Annotated in this window: 18 protein-coding genes and 1 pseudogene; 8 read left to right on the top strand and 11 right to left on the bottom strand. The window is 62.9% G+C overall.

The annotated features are described in order from the left end of the window. Nucleotides 1–482: 482 nt before the first annotated feature. The 5 genes from pepT to BCY78_RS06145 form a co-directional block, all read right to left on the bottom strand. A complete protein-coding gene (gene pepT / locus BCY78_RS06165) occupies nucleotides 483–1,718 on the bottom strand; it encodes a peptidase T (RefSeq protein ID WP_068299317.1) in 1,236 nt (411 codons plus the stop codon). 50 nt (nucleotides 1,719–1,768) lie between these two features. Further along, nucleotides 1,769–2,257, bottom strand: coding sequence for a DUF2867 domain-containing protein (locus tag BCY78_RS06160; protein ID WP_068299314.1), 489 nt, complete (start codon nucleotides 2,255–2,257; stop codon nucleotides 1,769–1,771). Nucleotides 2,258–2,358: 101 nt separating this feature from the next. Next, a complete protein-coding gene (locus tag BCY78_RS06155; protein ID WP_068299311.1) occupies nucleotides 2,359–3,522 on the bottom strand; it encodes a cytochrome P450 in 1,164 nt (387 codons plus the stop codon). A gap of 118 nt (nucleotides 3,523–3,640) precedes the next feature. Then, the gene (gene mdh / locus BCY78_RS06150; protein ID WP_068299307.1) at nucleotides 3,641–4,603 is read right to left on the bottom strand and encodes a malate dehydrogenase; all 963 of its coding nucleotides are present in this window, start codon (nucleotides 4,601–4,603) and stop codon (nucleotides 3,641–3,643) included. A gap of 138 nt (nucleotides 4,604–4,741) precedes the next feature. Next, a complete protein-coding gene (locus BCY78_RS06145) occupies nucleotides 4,742–5,038 on the bottom strand; it encodes a hypothetical protein (protein WP_068299304.1) in 297 nt (98 codons plus the stop codon). A 162-nt stretch (nucleotides 5,039–5,200) separates the two neighbouring features. Here BCY78_RS06145 and BCY78_RS06140 point away from each other — a divergent pair, with 162 nt between their 5' ends. The 4 genes from BCY78_RS06140 (at nucleotide 5,201) to BCY78_RS06125 (ending at nucleotide 7,957) form a co-directional block, all read left to right on the top strand. Continuing rightward, the gene (locus BCY78_RS06140; RefSeq protein WP_369808692.1) at nucleotides 5,201–6,088 is read left to right on the top strand and encodes a CoA ester lyase; all 888 of its coding nucleotides are present in this window, start codon (nucleotides 5,201–5,203) and stop codon (nucleotides 6,086–6,088) included. Further along, nucleotides 6,088–6,639 (top strand): NnrU family protein, encoded by a 552-nt coding sequence (locus BCY78_RS06135; protein ID WP_068299301.1) that lies wholly within the window; start codon nucleotides 6,088–6,090, stop codon nucleotides 6,637–6,639. The genes BCY78_RS06140 and BCY78_RS06135 overlap by 1 nt, the downstream gene beginning before the upstream one ends. 13 nt (nucleotides 6,640–6,652) lie before the next feature. Next, entirely contained in the window at nucleotides 6,653–6,856 is a 204-nt protein-coding gene (locus BCY78_RS06130; RefSeq protein WP_068299298.1) for a DUF1737 domain-containing protein, read from the top strand. Between the two features lie 75 nt (nucleotides 6,857–6,931). Next, entirely contained in the window at nucleotides 6,932–7,957 is a 1,026-nt protein-coding gene (locus BCY78_RS06125) for a MaoC family dehydratase (RefSeq protein ID WP_068299294.1), read from the top strand. Nucleotides 7,958–7,970: 13 nt separating this feature from the next. On the opposite strand, the gene BCY78_RS06120 is transcribed toward BCY78_RS06125, so the two are convergent. Continuing rightward, nucleotides 7,971–8,438: a hypothetical protein gene (locus BCY78_RS06120; RefSeq protein ID WP_068299291.1), complete on the bottom strand. Its 468-nt coding sequence runs from the start codon at nucleotides 8,436–8,438 to the stop codon at nucleotides 7,971–7,973. 642 nt (nucleotides 8,439–9,080) lie between these two features. On the opposite strand from BCY78_RS06120, the gene sdhC reads away from it, so the two are divergent. From sdhC to BCY78_RS06100, 4 genes are read left to right on the top strand one after another with little or no spacing between them, the layout of a single operon-like run. Next, entirely contained in the window at nucleotides 9,081–9,464 is a 384-nt protein-coding gene (sdhC, locus tag BCY78_RS06115) for a succinate dehydrogenase, cytochrome b556 subunit (RefSeq protein WP_068299288.1), read from the top strand. A gap of 11 nt (nucleotides 9,465–9,475) precedes the next feature. Beyond that, a complete protein-coding gene (sdhD, locus tag BCY78_RS06110; protein ID WP_068299284.1) occupies nucleotides 9,476–9,853 on the top strand; it encodes a succinate dehydrogenase, hydrophobic membrane anchor protein in 378 nt (125 codons plus the stop codon). 10 nt (nucleotides 9,854–9,863) lie between these two features. Next, a complete protein-coding gene (sdhA, locus tag BCY78_RS06105; protein WP_068299281.1) occupies nucleotides 9,864–11,669 on the top strand; it encodes a succinate dehydrogenase flavoprotein subunit in 1,806 nt (601 codons plus the stop codon). A 13-nt stretch (nucleotides 11,670–11,682) separates the two neighbouring features. Further along, on the top strand, nucleotides 11,683–12,462 hold the full coding sequence (locus BCY78_RS06100) for a succinate dehydrogenase iron-sulfur subunit (protein ID WP_068299277.1): 780 nt from the start codon (nucleotides 11,683–11,685) through the stop codon (nucleotides 12,460–12,462). A gap of 178 nt (nucleotides 12,463–12,640) precedes the next feature. Here the strand turns inward: BCY78_RS06100 and BCY78_RS24545 are convergent. From BCY78_RS24545 to BCY78_RS06075, 5 genes and pseudogenes are all read right to left on the bottom strand, one after another. Beyond that, a pseudogene (locus BCY78_RS24545) lies at nucleotides 12,641–13,184 on the bottom strand (transposase); the annotation flags it as partial. A 434-nt stretch (nucleotides 13,185–13,618) separates the two neighbouring features. Continuing rightward, nucleotides 13,619–14,443 carry a DUF1217 domain-containing protein gene (locus BCY78_RS06090; protein WP_068299274.1) on the bottom strand — a complete coding sequence of 275 codons (825 nt, stop codon included), beginning with the start codon at nucleotides 14,441–14,443 and terminating at the stop codon, nucleotides 13,619–13,621. After that, complete coding sequence (gene flbT / locus BCY78_RS06085; RefSeq protein ID WP_068299271.1) at nucleotides 14,440–14,847, bottom strand: flagellar biosynthesis repressor FlbT; 408 nt, start codon at nucleotides 14,845–14,847, stop codon at nucleotides 14,440–14,442. The genes BCY78_RS06090 and flbT overlap by 4 nt, the downstream gene beginning before the upstream one ends. Then, a complete protein-coding gene (gene flaF, locus BCY78_RS06080; protein ID WP_068299268.1) occupies nucleotides 14,847–15,227 on the bottom strand; it encodes a flagellar biosynthesis regulator FlaF in 381 nt (126 codons plus the stop codon). Before flaF ends, flbT begins: the two co-directional genes overlap by 1 nt. A gap of 73 nt (nucleotides 15,228–15,300) precedes the next feature. Beyond that, entirely contained in the window at nucleotides 15,301–16,578 is a 1,278-nt protein-coding gene (locus tag BCY78_RS06075) for a flagellin (protein ID WP_068299265.1), read from the bottom strand. Nucleotides 16,579–16,775 lie beyond the last annotated feature (197 nt).

The raw sequence follows: 16,775 nt of genomic DNA, 5'->3' as shown, positions 1-16,775 counted from the left end.
GCAAAACAGTGAAGCTGACACTCACATCATCGGGAATAAACCCTAGTGAGCCGATATACAGACGTCCGATCCATCGAAACGAACCAAACCGCCCGCATATCCCTTCATCACCAAATTTTCAAAAAGCAGAGGACAAAAATTCCAGCGGCGCTTCCGAACTCTTCCGGCTGCGCTGCCGTCTTTCCCATCCTGTCCACCCCGTCTTCGGTCCGTTTCCGGCGTCGCTTTCGGCGTGTCCCTCAGCGTCTCCGCTTCGGTGAGGCGGTATCTAGGGGTTCCCGCCGGGACCCGCAAGAGGAAAAAACACCGCCCGACAAAAATTCGTCACACGGACCGGTATTTTCCAGCCAAGCCTTTGATAAAAAATGATAACTTTTCGGAAAGGAATGGGGGATTGCCCTTTTTCCCTTGTTTTGTGGGTGTCGGAGGCCCAGCCACGAGATGCTGATTTCACCCCCGACACCCCCTGTCCGCAGCCCCCTTCAGGAACGGGCTGCGCGGGCCGAAAGCGCCAAGCATAGTTGCATGGCGACCTGCATATCCTGGGCCGAGATCCACTCCAGCGGGCCATGGATGTTCTGCATCCCGGTGAACAGATTCGGACAGGGAATCCCCATCTCGGTGAGTCGCGAACCGTCCGTGCCCCCCCGGATCGGGACCGACTCGGGTTCCAATCCCAGATCACGGGCCGCCTCGCGGGCCAGATCGACCGGGGTCATGTCCGATTCCAGCCAGTAGCGCATGTTCCGGTACTGGGGCGAAATCGTGCAGGTGATCTCGGCCCGCGGTTCAGTGGCAGCGACGGCGGCGCATACCTGCTGCAGAATCGCTCCTTTCTCGGCCAGCCCTTCCCGTTCGAAATCCCGGATGATGAACTTGATCCGCATCTCGGAGGAGCCGCCCTCCATATCCGTGGCATGGATGAAGCCCTCACGCTCGGTCGTCGTCTCGGGCGTCATCGTCGCCTGCGGCAACGTCTGGATGATCGTCGAGGCGAGGTGAATCGCATTAACCAGTTTGCCGGTGGCATAGCCGGGGTGAATCGAGACGCCCTTCACCGTCACCACAGCCCCATCGGCCGAGAAGGTCTCATATTCGATCTCGCCGACCTTCCCGCCATCGAATGTATAGGCGAAGTCGGCCCCGAGGTCCTTGGGCAGGCGGGAATCGACGCCGCGGCCGATCTCCTCGTCCGGGGTGAAGGCCAGCCGCAGGGTCGGGCGCTTCACCTCCGGGCTGGCCAGCATGTGGCGGGCGGCGGTCATCAGGATCGACACCCCGGCCTTGTCATCGGCGCCCAGCAGCGTCAGGCCCGAGGCGGTGATGATGTCATGGCCCAGCTTCTCAGCGAGATAGGGGAACTCCTCGGGGTTCAGCGACAGGGCCGGGTCGTCCGGATAGCTGATGGCGCCACCGTTATAGCCCTTGATGATCCGCGGCTTCACGCCCGAGGCGTTGAACTGTGGTGCGGTATCCACATGCGCAAGGAAGCCGACGGTCGGCCCCTCGGCCGTGCCCGGGATGGTGGCGAGGACGGCGCCATACTCGGTCAGGGTCACATCCTGTGCGCCCATCTCGGTCAGCTCGGCCACCAGCAGGTGCTGCATGTCCAGCTGGATCGCGGTCGAGGGGGACGAGGGGCTGTCGGCATCCGACTGGCTGTCGATGGCACAATAGCGCACCAGGCGGTCGGCAAGTTCTTTGGTGAAATCGGTCATGAGGGCCTCCTGCCGCGGATCAGGCCCGGGGCGGGAGGCGAAGTCAAGAATCAGCCCTTCGGGGCGCGCCACATCATCAGTCGAACGATCAAACGATGGGCGGGCGCGACGGGCAGCATATAGAGACGCCCGAAGACATTGTGCGTGACGACCGAGGAGGTGACCGAAAGCCGGCGGTCCTCGACGGTGATCGTGGTCATGACATCGAGGTGCCGGTCGCGCTCGGTCAGCACCATGAGGCCGGGGGCGACCTCCTCCACCAGAAAGAACTCCAGCCGGTCGCCGGGCGCAACGCTGTCGGGCAACCGCCCCTTGAAGCCGCCAAGCTGCTTGACGCCGAACAGGCCCGAGATCGCATCGCGGAGCCGGAAGGCGAGGGCGAAGCCGGGCAGCGGGCGGGCGGTCAGATGTTGCCACGCCTGCAACGGGGTCATCGGGCGCGGCAGTTCCATCGAGCGAGTATCGAAGAAGTCGAGCCGATCGGGCGGCGCGACAAGGCGCAGCGGATTCGGTAGTCGGGCAGGCAGGGTCACGGGCATGAGGCACCTCCGGCCGCCATCAGCGCAGGATCGGGCACCGGGCTCAACGGGACCCAAGGTCGCAGGCGCCCGTAGGGTGGGTTTTCAACCCACCTCCCCCTTCAGACATCCCAGGCGACCGGCATCGTCAGCGGGCCCCGGAAAGCCCAGCCGCCGAAGGGCACCTCGCCTGCCAACCGCAGCCCCGGCAGCGCGCCGAAGATCATCGGCATCGCCACCTCGGCGATCAGGCAGCGCGAGGCCCAGGCCCCGGCGCAGAAATGCGGCCCCGCGCCGAAGGCCACCGACGGCCCCGAATCCTGCGTCACGTCGAACACATCCGGGCGGGCGAAGACCTCCTCATCGCGGTTCGCCGAAGAGAACATCAGGAACACCCGGTCCTCGGGTTCGAAACTCACGCCCTCGACCTCGGCCCGCTGCGCAACACGGCGCGGCGACATGGCGACGGGGGCGATCCAGCGGGCGTATTCCTCGAAGGCAGCGAGCCAGCTCACCTGCCCTTCGCGCACCAGCGCCAGCTGTTCAGGATGGGTCAGCAGCGCCCAGGCCAGACCAGCGATCACGTCGCGCGGCTCGTTCTGCCCGCCAGAAATCGCCAGCTTCACGTTGGCCCTGATCTGCGCATCGTCCAAACCGGCCTGCATCTGCACCGACAGCAGGGACGCATCCGGGGCCACGGCCAGTTCCGGCATCCTCTCGTCTATATAACGGTCGATATCAGCGGTCGCGGCATGGCAGCGCGCCTCGATGGCCTCGTCGCCCGCGTAATTGGCGATCCCGTCCATCATCCCCTGCGAGACCCGGTCCATATCCCGCCACGAGATCTGTGTGAGCCCGGTGATCACCTTCAGCGCCTCGCCCGAGATCCGCGTCGCCACGTCGCGCAGCATGTCCGCCTGCCCCTGCGGCTTCAGCTCAGTCAGGATGTCCCCGGTAAAGGCCCGGAACTGGGCCCTCCACGTATCGCGCACGGTCTTCGGCGAGACCGTCGGGAAGATCGCCTTGCGCTCGGCCTGATGCGCGGCGCCATCCTTGCGCATCATGTTCTGGCCCATGAGCACGGTCATCAACCCGCCCGGCTGATCCGAGGAAAACACCTCGATCCGCTTCTCCTGCGTGAAGACCGTGTCGCGCCGTGTCATCAGCGTAGCACCCAACTGGGGGACAAAGGCGATCGGGGCCTCGGCGCGCAGGCGCTTCAGGGTCGGATAGGGATCGGCCCAGAACTCGGCGAGGTCGATCTCGACCACGGGGGCATTCGACATCTGGCTTCGGGCCTCCCTTCCCTTCTGCTGCGGCCATGAGACAGACGAAGGGTTGAGAGCGCAACGAAAAACGCGCGCCCCTCTCGGGACGCGCGCTCAGGTCTCAGATCGCGATGGCTCAGGCCAGCGAGGGGTCGATGCCTTTGCAAGCCTCGACGAGGCCCTTCACGGCGGCGACCGACTTGTCGAACATCACTTGCTCGTCGGCGTTCAGCTTGATGTCGACGATGCGCTCGATGCCGCCGGCACCGATGATCGTCGGCACGCCGACATACATGCCGTTCAGACCCAGCGCACCGTCCACATAGGCGGCGCAGGGCAGCAGACGCTTCTGGTCCTTCAGATAGGCTTCCGCCATCTCGATGGCCGAGGTCGCCGGGGCGTAGAAGGCCGAACCGGTTTTCAGCAGGCCGACGATCTCGGCGCCGCCGTCACGGGTGCGCTGCACGATGGCGTCCAGACGCTCCTGCGTGGTCCAGCCCATCTGGACCAGATCCGGCAGCGGGATACCGGCAACGGTTGAGTAGCGGGTCAGCGGCACCATGGTGTCGCCGTGGCCACCCAGCACGAAGGCAGTGACGTCACGCATCGAGACATTGAACTCGGTGGCGAGGAAGTGGCGGAAGCGGGCCGAATCCAGCACGCCGGCCATGCCGACAACCTTCTCGGCCGGCAGGCCCGAGAATTGCTGCAGCGCCCAGACCATGGCGTCCAGCGGGTTGGTGATGCAGATCACGAAGGCGTTCGGGGCGTGGGCCTTGATGCCTTCGCCGACCGATTTCATGACCTTCAGGTTGATGCCCAGCAGGTCGTCGCGCGACATGCCCGGCTTGCGCGGCACACCGGCGGTGACGATGCAGACATCGGCGCCCGCGATGTCGGCATAATCATTGGTGCCCTTGAAGCTGCCGTCGAACCCTTCCGACGGACCGCTCTCGGCGATGTCGAGCGCCTTGCCCTGCGGGGTGCCCTCGGAGATGTCGAACAGCACGACATCACCGAGTTCCTTGATCGCGGCGAGATGGGCGAGCGTGCCGCCGATCTGGCCCGCGCCGATCAGCGCGATTTTGGGTCTGGCCATGGGTATCTCCGGTCAGGTGGTTGTTGTTTCGCGACCTGACTAAGACCCTTCCCGACGTCGTGCAAGCCTCGCGGCACTGCAGCGCGACGGAATATGACGCTGTTTGCGCTGTCGGCGATGGATTCTGACCGGCGTGGTTTACGCCGGGTTGCCGCGCGCGGGTTGCAGCTCGCCGGTGGCCGCGAAATTCTCGCCATTGGCCAGCAGGCAGGACCGCCCGTCCGGCAGGTTCAGCAGCATCGTCCACGAGCCCGACTCGCCCGCATAAAGCTCGATCGTAGCGCCGCGCATGGCGTCGCCGGTCGCCAGACGGGTTTCGCCCCGCTGGTCGATGACGAAGCCCAGCACCCTCTCGCGGTTGGCGCAAGGAAGCTGCTGGGCGGCCGCGGATTGGACGCTGAGAATGGTGGCGATGGCGGCAAGCATGAAACGCATGGGATCCCTCCTGACTGGTCCATGGAATGCTGCGCCAGCATGGTGAATTTCCCTCGGACCCCGCGTTCTTCTGCGATGCAGAATTTTAACACTTGCCATTTGTGACCGAATTTGGTGGTTAGTGCGCAAGATTGTTTCACGCCGACTTGACGGGAGATTCCCATGGCCGCTTCGATGGACACCCGCCCCTTCCGCTCTGCCCTCTATATTCCCGGCTCGAAGGAGCGCGCGCTGGAGAAGGCCCGCGGACTGGCGACCGATGCCATCATCTTCGATCTGGAAGATGCCGTGGCCGTCGACGAGAAGGCCAATGCGCGCGAGACGCTGGCCAGTGCCCTCGCCTCGATGGATTTCGGGCCGCGCGCCAAGCTGGTGCGGCTGAACGGCTTCGATACCGACTGGGCCGAGCGCGATCTGGAGGTGATCTCGCTGGCAAAACCGGAGGCGGTGCTGCTGCCCAAGGTGAACTCGGCCGCGGATATCGAGGCACTGGCCGCGAAGCTCGATGCCCGCGCGGACACGGCCGACACCCGGATCTGGGCGATGATGGAAACGCCCGAGGGTATCCTGAACGCCGCCGCCATCGCCAAGGCCCCGCGCATGGCGGGTTTCGTGATGGGCACCAACGATCTGGCCAAGGAGCTGGGCTGCCGTTTCCGCGCCGACCGGCTGCCGATGCAATACGCGCTTCAGACCTGCCTGATGGCCGCCCGCGCCGCCGGGATCATCGCCATCGACGGCGTCTATAATGCCTTCAAGGATGACGAGGGCCTGCGCGGCGAATGCGAACAAGGCCGCGATCTGGGCTTTGACGGCAAGACACTGATCCATCCCGCCCAGCTGGCCATCGCCAACGAGGTCTTCGCGCCCGACGCGGCGGCCATCGACCTCGCCCGCCGCCAGATCGCCGCTTTCGACGAGGCCACGGCCAAAGGCCTCGGCGTCGCGGTGGTGGATGGCAAGATCGTCGAGAACCTGCATATTGAGACCGCCCGGCAGACGCTCGCGCGCGCCGAGGCGATTGAAAACTTGCAGAAAGCGATGAGCTGATGGGATACGCGCTACTTATTCTGGGCCTTCTGGCCTGGTCAGGCAGCCATGTGTGGAAACGCGTCGCGCCGGCCAGCCGCGCCGGCTTTGGCGACAAGGGTCGGGGGCTGGTGGCGCTGGCCTCGTTCGCGGGGATCGTGCTGATGGTGCTGGGCTATCGCTGGGCGCCCTATGACCCGGTCTGGCCTGAGTCGAACGCCCTGCGCCATGTCAACAACCTGCTGATGTTGCTGGCCTTCTACCTGTTCGCCGCCGCCGGCATGAAGACCGCCGCCGCGCGTTATATCCGGCATCCGCAGCTGTGGGGCGTGCGCCTTTGGGCGATTGCCCACCTGATGGTGAACGGCGATCTAGCGTCCTTCATCCTGTTCGGCGGGCTTCTGGTCTGGGCACAGGCCGAGGTCGCGCTGATCAACCGTCAGGAAGCTTGGGCACCGCTGGGCGGCAAGGCCTCGACCGGGAAGGAAATCGGCGCGGTTGTCGGTGCGGTTCTGGTGATGGGCGCCGTGGGCTGGATCCACGGGATGATCGGCCCCTGGCCCTTCGGTTGAACGGGAGACGACAATGAAACTGTATCGATTGCTGACCGAGGACGACACCTCGGCCTTCTGCCATAAGGTGACGGCGGCCCTGAACAAGGGATGGGAGCTGCATGGCTCGCCCGCCTATACCTTCGACACCGCAAAGGGGGTGATGCGCTGCGCGCAAGCCGTCGTGAAGGACGCGCCGGGAACCTACACGCCCGAGACCAAGCTGGGCGAGCAGTGACAGGCGGCGGGACCGGGGGTTTCACACCCCCGGACCCCCGTGGGATATTTCTAGAGTAAAGATGAGGGGCGCGGCGTGAAGACCAATCCGGGGCGGTTTTTCGAAGATTATGCGGTTGGGCAGGTGATCCGGCATGCGGTGCCGCGCACGCTCTCGGGCGGGGAGCGGGCGCTGTATCACGCGCTCTATCCGGCGCGTGGGGCACTGTATTCTTCGGACGAGTTCGCGCGGGCTTGCGGTCTGCCGGAGAGCCCGCTGGATGATCTCATTGTCTTCCATACCGTGTTCGGCAAGACGGTGCCGGATATCAGCCTGAATGCCGTGGCCAATCTGGGCTATGCCGAGGGGCGCTTCCTGAAGCCGGTCTATCTGGGCGACACGCTGTCGTCTTCCTCGGAAGTGATCGGGCTGAAGCAGAATTCCAACGGCAAGTCGGGCGTGGTCTATGTCCGCACCACGGGCGTCAATCAAGACGGCGAGGCCGTGCTGGAATATGTCCGCTGGGTGATGGTCCGGAAGAAGGACCTCGACGCGCCGGCGCCGGAGGTGGTGGTTCCCGATCTGGCCAAGGTCGTCCCGGCCGCCGAGCTGGTGGTGCCTGAGGGGCTGACCTTCGACGGCTATGACGCCGAGCTGGCCGGCGAGCCCTATCGGCTGTGCGATTACGCCATCGGCGAGATCATCGAGCATGTCGATGGCGTCACCGTCGAGGAAGCCGAGCACATGCTGGCCACCCGCCTGTGGCAAAACACCGCCAAGGTGCATTTCGACGCGACCAACCGGCCGGATGGCCAGCGGCTGATCTATGGCGGGCATGTCATCAGTCTGGCGCGGGCGCTGTCCTTCAACGGCCTCGCCAATGCGCAGATGATCGTCGCCATCAACGGCGGTGCGCATGCCAACCCCTGTTTCAGCGGCACCACCGTACGCGCTTGGTCCGAGGTTCTGGACAAGGCCGAAACCGCCGTGCCGGGCGTCGGTGCGATCCGGCTGCGGCTGGTGGCGACCTCGGGGACCGGGACGGCGCTGCGCAATGCCGAGGGCAAATACGAAAACGAGGTCCTGTTGGACCTCGATTATTGGGCGTTGATGCCGATCTGACGGTATGGGGCGATCAGGAGATCGCCTCGACCACCTTTTGCGTCAGACGGGTCTGGATCTGCGCACGCAGGAACGCGGCGGCGCTTTTGCCGGTCGTGCCGAAGGGCTCCTGCAGCCAGGTTTCGAACCGGGCTTCGACCAGATCCTGACCGATCATGTCGGTCGGGAAGGTCGCCCGGAAGCTGGCGAGCATGTAGTCGTAGATCGCGCGGCGATCGAGATCGGCCTGAATCGCGACATCGATATGCGGGGTCTCATCGGTCGGGCGGGTCCAAAGGCGCGCGAAGGCCAGCTCCAGCTGACGGGAATCGCCCAGCAAGGTGGCCTGCCACAGGGCGGCCCATTCCTCACGCGTGCGGCCCGTGCGCTTGAGCCAGCGGGCGTCGGCCTGCTGGTCGGGGCGGAGAACCATGGACTGGATGGTCGAGACGGCGGATTGCGGTGCGGCTGCCGTGGCGGCCCGGGAAAGGGTCTGCGTCATACTCTACCTCATATCATCGTTAAGCGCCGTTGCCCTTCGCAGGCGGGCCCAGCCAGGCTAGGATTGCTGATGCGTTAATGTTTGCCCAGAGATTTTAACCAAAGTTAGGCGACTTGAGGCCGAGGCGTGGCATGATTGGGACATTTTTGTGGCAAGACCCTGTCTAAATCACGTCATGGTTGTAAATTGCCCTCACAACTCCACCCCAATAACCCTTGATTTGCTTGGATTGTTCTCGATTCGGAGTCAAACGGCCCATCGTAGGGCCCGCGAATCTTAATTAACGGAATGCCCCGGCGATCCGTTAACCTTTGACCCCTGAATTAGCCAAACGGATAGCCCGTCCGGAGTTCGGCGCAGTCTGACAGGGTGCCCGAAACCCAGATCCCGCCCGTGCAGACCTCGACGACACTTCCGCCCAGCACGAAGGCAGAGCACCGCGCACTTGTGATCACAGCGCCAAAAACCGTGATCACAATGACGGCTTTTTTCACCATTCCGACGGTTTCACGACGTATTGCGGCAATTGGCTGCGTGACTTGGCGGAAAAATCCGCTATGCAATCGGCAAGCCAGCCGGCCGCAAGGGGGGCGAAGTCGTGAACCCTCCGGCGCCGGGCGCGCCAAGAAGAGAGGGATACCCATGGCAGACGTGAACCGGGGCAACCGGCCGCTTTCCCCGCATTTGCAGGTGTACCGCCTGCCGCTGGTGGCCAAGATCTCCATCATGACCCGTATCACCGGTGTCGCCCTTGGTGGCGCCGCCCTGCTGATCGTCTGGTGGTTCGTCGCAGGCGCCTATTCGCCGGAATATTTCGCTGTGGCCGATGGCCTCCTCAGCAGCCTGCTGGGCAAGATCGTGTTGATCGCCGCCCTCTGGGCGCTGTGGTTCCATTTCGCCAACGGCATCCGCCACTTCTTCTTCGACCTCGGCAAGGGCTTCGACCTGCCGACCGTGGTCAAGACGAACTGGTATGTGATCGGCGCCTCGGTGGTGCTGACCGTGCTGACCCTGCTGCTGGTCTGAGGGAGCATCCGATGAGCTACAAGACCGATTACAACCGCGTCGCAGGCCTGGGCCGGGCGGGCGAAGGCGTGCACCATTTCTGGATGCAGCGCGTGACCTCGATCGCCCTCGTGCCGCTGACCATCCTGTTCCTGATCCCCTTCGGCAAGGCGCTGGGTGGCGGATACGAGGCGCTGGTCGCCACCTATTCGTCCTTCGGCAACGCCCTGACCGCCGCGCTGTTCCTGTTCGTCGCCGCCTGGCACTTCGCCATCGGCATGCAGGTGGTGATCGAGGATTACACGCACGGCGGCACCCGTCTGGTGCTGCTGCTCCTGAACAAACTGCTCAGCTTCGCGCTGGGGGCGGCGGGCGTTCTCGCCATCGCCAAGATCCTGTTCAGCGCCTGAGGACCGAAGAATGACCGCATATAACATCGAACAACACACCTTCGACGTGGTCGTGGTCGGCGCCGGCGGCGCGGGCCTGCGTGCCACGCTGGGCATGGCCGAACAGGGCCTGAAGACCGCCTGCATCACCAAGGTGTTCCCGACCCGCTCGCACACCGTGGCCGCGCAGGGGGGCATCGCCGCCTCGCTGGGCAATATGGGCCCGGATAGCTGGCAGTGGCATATGTACGACACCGTGAAGGGGTCGGACTGGCTGGGTGACACCGACGCGATGGAATACCTCGCGCGCTCGGCCCCCGCCGCTGTCTACGAGCTGGAGCATTACGGCGTGCCCTTCTCGCGGACCGAGGAAGGCAAGATCTACCAGCGTCCCTTCGGTGGCCACACCACCGAATTCGGTGAAGGCCCCCCCGTGCAGCGCACCTGCGCCGCGGCAGACCGCACCGGCCACGCCATCCTGCACACGCTCTATGGCCGCTCGCTGAAGGAAAAGGCGCAGTTCTACATCGAGTATTTCGCCATCGATCTGCTGATGTCGGATGACGGCGAATGCACCGGCGTTCTGGCGTGGAAACTGGATGACGGCACGCTGCACCAGTTCAACGCCAAGATGGTCGTGCTGGCCACCGGCGGTTACGGCCGCGCCTATTTCTCGGCAACCTCGGCCCATACCTGCACCGGCGACGGCAACGGCATGGTCGCGCGCGCCGGCCTGCCCCTGCAGGACATGGAATTCGTGCAGTTCCACCCGACCGGCATCTACGGCGCCGGCTGCCTGATCACCGAAGGCGCGCGCGGCGAGGGTGGTTATCTGACCAACTCGGAAGGCGAGCGGTTCATGGAACGCTATGCGCCGACCTACAAGGATCTGGCCTCGCGGGACGTGGTCTCGCGCTGCATGACGATGGAGATCCGGGAGGGCCGCGGCGTCGGTCCGAACAAGGATCACATCCACCTGCACCTGAACCACCTGCCGCCGGAAACGCTGCATCTGCGCCTGCCGGGCATCTCGGAATCGGCGCGCATCTTCGCTGGCGTGGACGTCAACAAGGAACCGATCCCGGTTCTGCCGACGGTCCATTACAACATGGGCGGCATTCCGACGAACTATTGGGGTGAAGTGCTCAACGCCGATGCCGAGAACCCGACCCGCACCGCGCCCGGCCTGATGGCCGTCGGCGAGGCCGGTTGCGCCTCGGTGCATGGCGCGAACCGCCTGGGCTCGAACTCGCTGATCGACCTCGTGGTCTTCGGCCGCGCCGCCGCGATTCGCGCCGGCGAGATCGTCGACCCGGCGTCCAAGAACCGCGACACCACCAAGGCCGCCGTCGACAAGGCGCTGGAGCGCTTCGACCGCCTGCGCAACGCCAATGGCGCGATCCCGACGGCCGAGCTGCGTCTGGAAATGCAGAAGACCATGCAGGCCGACGCGGCCGTCTTCCGCACCGACAAGACGCTGGCGGAAGGCGTCGAGAAGATGAAGGCCGTGGCGGCGAAGATGCCGGATGTGAAGGTGACGGACCGCTCGCTGGTCTGGAACTCGGATCTGATGGAAACGCTGGAGCTGGAGAACCTGATGCCCTGCGCGCTGTCGACCATCGTCGGCGCCGAGGCCCGCAAGGAATCGCGTGGCGCCCATGCCCACGAGGATTATCCGGACCGCGACGACGTCAACTGGCGCAAGCACACCCTGTCGTGGGTCAACGGTAACGACGTGCGTCTGGACTACCGTCCGGTCGTGCTGGATCCGCTGACCACGCAGGATGAGGGCGGCATCGAACTGAAGAAGATCGCGCCCAAGGCGCGGGTCTACTGAGGAGGGCTAGGCAATGGTACAACTCACGCTCCCGAAAAACTCGACGATCCGCACCGGCAAGACCTGGCCGAAGCCGGCGGGTGCCACCAATCTGCGCACCTTCCGCATCTACCGCTGGTCGCCTGATGACGGTGAAAACCCCCGTGTCGACACCTATTTCGTCGACATGGACAGCTGCGGCCCGATGGTTCTGGACGCGCTGATCAAGATCAAGAACGAGATCGACCCGACCCTGACCTTCCGGCGTTCGTGCCGCGAGGGGATCTGCGGCTCCTGCGCGATGAATATCGACGGGCGTAACACGCTCGCCTGTATCTTCGGCATGGACGAGATCAAGGGCGACGTGAAGATCTACCCGCTGCCGCATATGCCGGTGGTGAAGGACCTGATCCCGGACCTGACGCATTTCTACACCCAGCATGAGTCGATCATGCCGTGGCTGGAAACCAAGTCGAACACTCCGGCCAAGGAATGGAAGCAGTCGATCGAGGATCGTGAGAAGCTCGACGGTCTCTATGAATGCGTGATGTGCGCCTGCTGCTCGACCTCGTGCCCGAGCTACTGGTGGAATGGCGATCGCTACCTCGGCCCGGCCGCGCTGCTGCACGCCTATCGCTGGATCATCGATTCGCGTGACGAATACACTGGCGAGCGTCTGGACGGTCTGCATGACCCGTTCAAGCTGTACCGCTGCCACACGATCATGAACTGCACCTCGACCTGCCCGAAGGGTTTGAACCCCGCCAAGGCAATCGCCGAGATCAAAAAGATGATGGTCGAGCGGGTCGTCTGATCCCCATAACATCAAAGACTAAGGAGGCCGCGGTGTACCGCGGCCTTTTTTGTGGGAACGCGCCCCGATACCCTGCGTGAGCTCTCGCCCTTGAACAACCGGCAGAGGTTGCAGCGAAGCCTGCTCTGATGGTCAGGTTTGTCAGAGACCACCGCCCTGAATTGCCCCGCGTTGTTGACACGCCTTTGTGCCTCAGTGTCTGCTGTCGATTGATGTCGACGGGCGACAGCACTCCCTTCCAGGCGTGCTTGCGCTTCGGGTTGCTGAGCATCTTGATGGGGCCGAACGCGTCCTGCCGTGTCTCCTCACGAGTTCGGCACGGTTGTCTTCTGATCTGCTCGCGCTTGAGGAGGTTGAAGATGCTCTTCGGCGAGACCGCAGAGGGTCGATGACAACGGCGAGGTAAGTGAAGCCCTCCCGCGCGCGAATGCAGGTGATATCACTCGCCATCCTCCTCGAACCGATGGCGGACAAGCCTCTTCCTTTCTTAGGATGTCACGCTCTTCCGAGGCCTGCGCCAATACTTTCTTCAGGCGCCGGATCTCGGCATCTTTCTCCGCGTCGCCGGATGACGCCTGCACAGACTTCTTCTTCCAGGCGAAGAGCGAAGACGCGACGCCCCCGAGCCACTCCGCCACTTCCCTGACCCGGTAGCCCCGGTCGGTGAACTGCGCGGGCGCGTCCCACTCAACCTCGTCGCTGAGCTTGCTGCTGCTCATCATGGCCTCCTTGCCTCAAGACTAGCGAAGAAGGCGTCCACGAAGCGTGGGGCTATTCAGACACCATCTTCATAGAGAGGCTGGGCGCACCCTGACACACGAGTGTGTCTACCTGCATGACTGAAAAAACGGTTCGGAAACAAAGACGGCCATCCGGAAATGAATGAACTTCAACGACCACCAGCACCCGCATTCAGCACTGACCGGTCAGCCTCCGGCCCCGGTCTACAGGCAGAGAAATGATATCAACCAACCGGATCAGCAGGCGCGAGGAGCAGCTTAAACTAATCCATATCCTGTCCGACAGAAGCGGCGTAGCTCAGAAAAATCGACAGTCTGATTTAGTGGCGTGATCCCGAAGGGGTCGAGCACGCAATTGGCACTGCCGCTTTGGCAAATTACGCCGTCAAAGGCGTAAAGGATTACCCTAATAAGCCTTAACGCCCCAGAAAGGAACGGAGCGATGCCTGCCCTTGCTGCAGCATCGTCAAAGCAGTGTTGTTGGTTATTTGGTTCGACTGAATTTCTTGGACCTGCTCAGCAAGGAAGTATCGCTTAATCAATTTTTCAAGCGCTTCAGGGTCCTTGAATTGTTCAACACTGCTAGAGCCAGTCAACTTTTCGGTTCTCTCTTTCATAATCTCGACCTGACGATCAAGATCCAAGGTCCCGAAACTGCTCGGCAGCATGAATGCTGTCTCAAACACCGACCGCATGGATGGCGTCCCAAGTATAGTGAACCATCGCGTGTTCTCAGAGCTATTCTGCTCTGCCAGTGCCGGTAGTTCCCGCTCAAGAGAGAGGGCCAGGCGCATCGATTCGCTTTGTTCACCGACCGCAATTTCGAAGGACCGGCTCTCAAACGAACCAAGAACCTTGTCCGCGAAACCTTCAAATTGGTTCCATGGCATATAGGCGTCCCCGAATCCAAACGCCTGATTGAGTGCCTTGTACCTTTTGTCGGCCAGCCTGTTCACGAAGCTCCCGTCTTCTTTGGCGGAGCTTTCCAAGACTTTCTGAATATAGGCCTTATTGGGCAGGTCGTCTTCCAGGCCGTAAGCCGTCAAAGCAACACTGAGAAGGCGCCGATCCTTCACTAACTCCTCTGCAGATTTAATCTTCCCGATATTCTCGCGGAAGTAATCTTCATCCCGCTGGTTGGCCGGCGAAGCGGCGTGAGCCGCTTGCTGCTTGTCCAGGGTCTTTTGCAGGAAACGCCATCCGACGTAGCCATCGAGAGGAAGGATCGGCTGAAAGCTCATTGGCGTCCTGCGGCCGCGAACAGCCGCTCCTCTCTCGGAAGCAGGGCACGCAAATGGCGCATAGCAGGGTAGAACTCTCGATCCAGCACAGAGCGCGACGCTTTATCCAAGAGCTGGCGGCTATCGGTGTCCGTCAGAACTTGGCTCAACTGCTCGATTCCGCGCAACAGCTGAGGCTCGGCGTCGTCAGGCTCAACATCACCCGAAAGCACCAATTGCGCGATGTAGGCGACGCGACGCACAGGAGTACTGACCTCACCCGGATGGATCGCGTCCCGCAAGCGGAGAATGTTGGCATTCGGGGTAACAATCGAAAGGCGGCTACGACGTTCGCCGTTCTCGATCACAGCCCCATTGATAAGCACACGCTCGTGCGGCGCGAGTTTCAGAATCAGACCGGACATCAGCGTGCCCCCTGTCCACGAAGACCGCGCATGACGGCCATGTTGATCTCTGCCAAGACCGCAGCAGACGCCTTACCGAGCAACACTTGGGCAGTGTGCTTCATGGTAAACTCAGCGAGATAGAAAAGGCGCCCCCGCAGGTCTTGAGGCAAACCGTTGTCAGGATGCGCCAGGTCCGTGGCGAACGAGGCCCAAAGACGACGGTTTTCGTTCAGTGCTTCCGCCAAGGCGCCACTGACGCGTTCACCTGGCTTGGGCAGGTGAGATTGGATGCGACCGGTAATCCGGGCCATCACTTCATATTCGATATCCCGGGGCGTCTTGATTGCCTGGGCGTTGGAGTGTCCGTAGCTGGTACGGGCGTGGGCAGCGTAGCTCATTTCAAGGCCTCATCATGGTGCGAAGTCATGGGAGTAGGGTGGGTCGGGGCCAAAGGGCCCCGACCCGAGGCCTTTAGCGGAACAGCGACAGGATGCTCTGCGGCGCCTGGTTGGCGATCGAGAGTGCCTGCACGCCCAGCTGCTGTTGAACCTGGAGCGCTTGCAGGCGCGCCGAGGTCTCTTCCATGTCGGCGTCGACCAGCGATCCGATACCCGACTTCATCGAGCTCATCAGGCTGTCGACATACTCGGCCTGGATCTCGATGCGGCCTTGAACCGAACCGAAGTCAGCGGCAGCGCTGACGGCGGTTTGGGTCAGACCCTCGATGCTGGCGAGTGCCGCTTTTGCACCCTGCTCGGTCGAAACGTCGAGCTGGGACAGGATCTCCAGACCGCCACCAGCCGTGCCGCCGGTGTTCAGCGTCGAGGTGGTGGTGATGCCCGCCGAGGTGCCGTTGGTGATGCTCAGAGCACCGCCCGAAACCGTGGCAGTGATGGCAATGCCGGACTTCTCAGCCTGGAAGTTCAGCATATCGGCCAGACCTTTGGCGATATCGTTCACGGTGTCGCCGTCACGGGCAACGTAGCGAACGGTACCGGTCACGCCGGTCAGACCACCGATGGTGTAGCCGTCACCGGCGATCACACGGTTGCCTGCACGCGCAGCGGTGGTGGTATCACCGACGACGGTCATCGTCCCGGTCGCACCCGCGGCGATGGCGCCAGCGCCCGTGAAGGCAGTTGCCGCCAGGTCGGTGCCGGTACCGGCAGTCGACGCCTGGGTGCCGAGGTCAGCTTTCGAAGCCGAGATCGACGAGGCCGACACGGAGCCGTTGGCGTCACGATCGAGCGAGGCGAGGATGTCCACGCTGCCCGAACCCATAACGCCAGCACCAGCGCCGGTGTTGCCGACGATCTGAGCGACCGTCGCGCCGCCTTCGCGGTTCGTCAGCAGGTTCAGACCGTTGAACTGAGCCGAGCCCACGATGGTCGAGATCTGGTCACGCAGGGCAACGACGTCTTTCTGGATCTTGTCCCGATCAACGTTCGATTCCTGGGCGGACACGATCTTGCCCTTGATTTCGGTCATCAGGTCGGTGACCTGCTCAGCGGCCGAACGCGCAACCGAAACCGTCGACGAGCCCAGGGCGAGCGAATCAGAGATGCCCTTGAAGCCTTTGACGTCCGATTCCATGGTCTTGGAGATCGCCCAAACGGCCGAATTCTGCTTGGCCGACGAAACCGACTTACCGGTCGAGATTTCGTTTTGGGTGGCCGCCATGTTCGAGTTGATGCTCTTCAGGGTCTGAAGAGCAACCATGGCGGTATTGTTGGTCAGAATCGAGGACATGGATTTTCCCTTGTCATTGCATGGCGCATTCCGCGCCGGATTTTGAATGCCGCCTTGCGACGGCGACCAAGCCCCTTCTGGACCTGCGCCCTTCCGCTTTTCCGGAGTGGCGCGCCACCTCTGTGGTGCTAGGACACTTTCTGCGAGATTCCTTAATAAGCCCTTGCTCGTTCTTCTCGCAGTCACCGGTAATTGGT

It is taken from the genome of Pararhodobacter sp. CCB-MM2 (assembly GCF_001691415.1).
Classification (GTDB): Bacteria; Pseudomonadota; Alphaproteobacteria; order Rhodobacterales; family Rhodobacteraceae; genus Pararhodobacter.
Note: the sequence above shows the minus strand (reverse complement) of the source record. Positions and strands in the feature narration are given on the sequence as shown.

Excerpts from the sequence above, each read along its gene's own strand:
- pepT (WP_068299317.1), bottom strand. The coding sequence starts at position 1,718 with ATGACCGATTTCACCAAAGAACTTGCCGACCGCCTGGTGCGCTATTGT.
- BCY78_RS06160 (WP_068299314.1), bottom strand. The coding sequence starts at position 2,257 with ATGCCCGTGACCCTGCCTGCCCGACTACCGAATCCGCTGCGCCTTGTC.
- BCY78_RS06155 (WP_068299311.1), bottom strand. The coding sequence starts at position 3,522 with ATGTCGAATGCCCCCGTGGTCGAGATCGACCTCGCCGAGTTCTGGGCC.
- mdh (WP_068299307.1), bottom strand. The coding sequence starts at position 4,603 with ATGGCCAGACCCAAAATCGCGCTGATCGGCGCGGGCCAGATCGGCGGC.
- BCY78_RS06145 (WP_068299304.1), bottom strand. The coding sequence starts at position 5,038 with ATGCGTTTCATGCTTGCCGCCATCGCCACCATTCTCAGCGTCCAATCC.
- BCY78_RS06140 (WP_369808692.1), top strand. The coding sequence starts at position 5,201 with ATGGCCGCTTCGATGGACACCCGCCCCTTCCGCTCTGCCCTCTATATT.
- BCY78_RS06135 (WP_068299301.1), top strand. The coding sequence starts at position 6,088 with ATGGGATACGCGCTACTTATTCTGGGCCTTCTGGCCTGGTCAGGCAGC.
- BCY78_RS06130 (WP_068299298.1), top strand. The coding sequence starts at position 6,653 with ATGAAACTGTATCGATTGCTGACCGAGGACGACACCTCGGCCTTCTGC.
- BCY78_RS06120 (WP_068299291.1), bottom strand. The coding sequence starts at position 8,438 with ATGACGCAGACCCTTTCCCGGGCCGCCACGGCAGCCGCACCGCAATCC.
- sdhC (WP_068299288.1), top strand. The coding sequence starts at position 9,081 with ATGGCAGACGTGAACCGGGGCAACCGGCCGCTTTCCCCGCATTTGCAG.
- sdhD (WP_068299284.1), top strand. The coding sequence starts at position 9,476 with ATGAGCTACAAGACCGATTACAACCGCGTCGCAGGCCTGGGCCGGGCG.
- sdhA (WP_068299281.1), top strand. The coding sequence starts at position 9,864 with ATGACCGCATATAACATCGAACAACACACCTTCGACGTGGTCGTGGTC.
- BCY78_RS06100 (WP_068299277.1), top strand. The coding sequence starts at position 11,683 with ATGGTACAACTCACGCTCCCGAAAAACTCGACGATCCGCACCGGCAAG.
- BCY78_RS06090 (WP_068299274.1), bottom strand. The coding sequence starts at position 14,443 with ATGAGCTTTCAGCCGATCCTTCCTCTCGATGGCTACGTCGGATGGCGT.
- flbT (WP_068299271.1), bottom strand. The coding sequence starts at position 14,847 with ATGTCCGGTCTGATTCTGAAACTCGCGCCGCACGAGCGTGTGCTTATC.
- flaF (WP_068299268.1), bottom strand. The coding sequence starts at position 15,227 with ATGAGCTACGCTGCCCACGCCCGTACCAGCTACGGACACTCCAACGCC.
- BCY78_RS06075 (WP_068299265.1), bottom strand. The coding sequence starts at position 16,578 with ATGTCCTCGATTCTGACCAACAATACCGCCATGGTTGCTCTTCAGACC.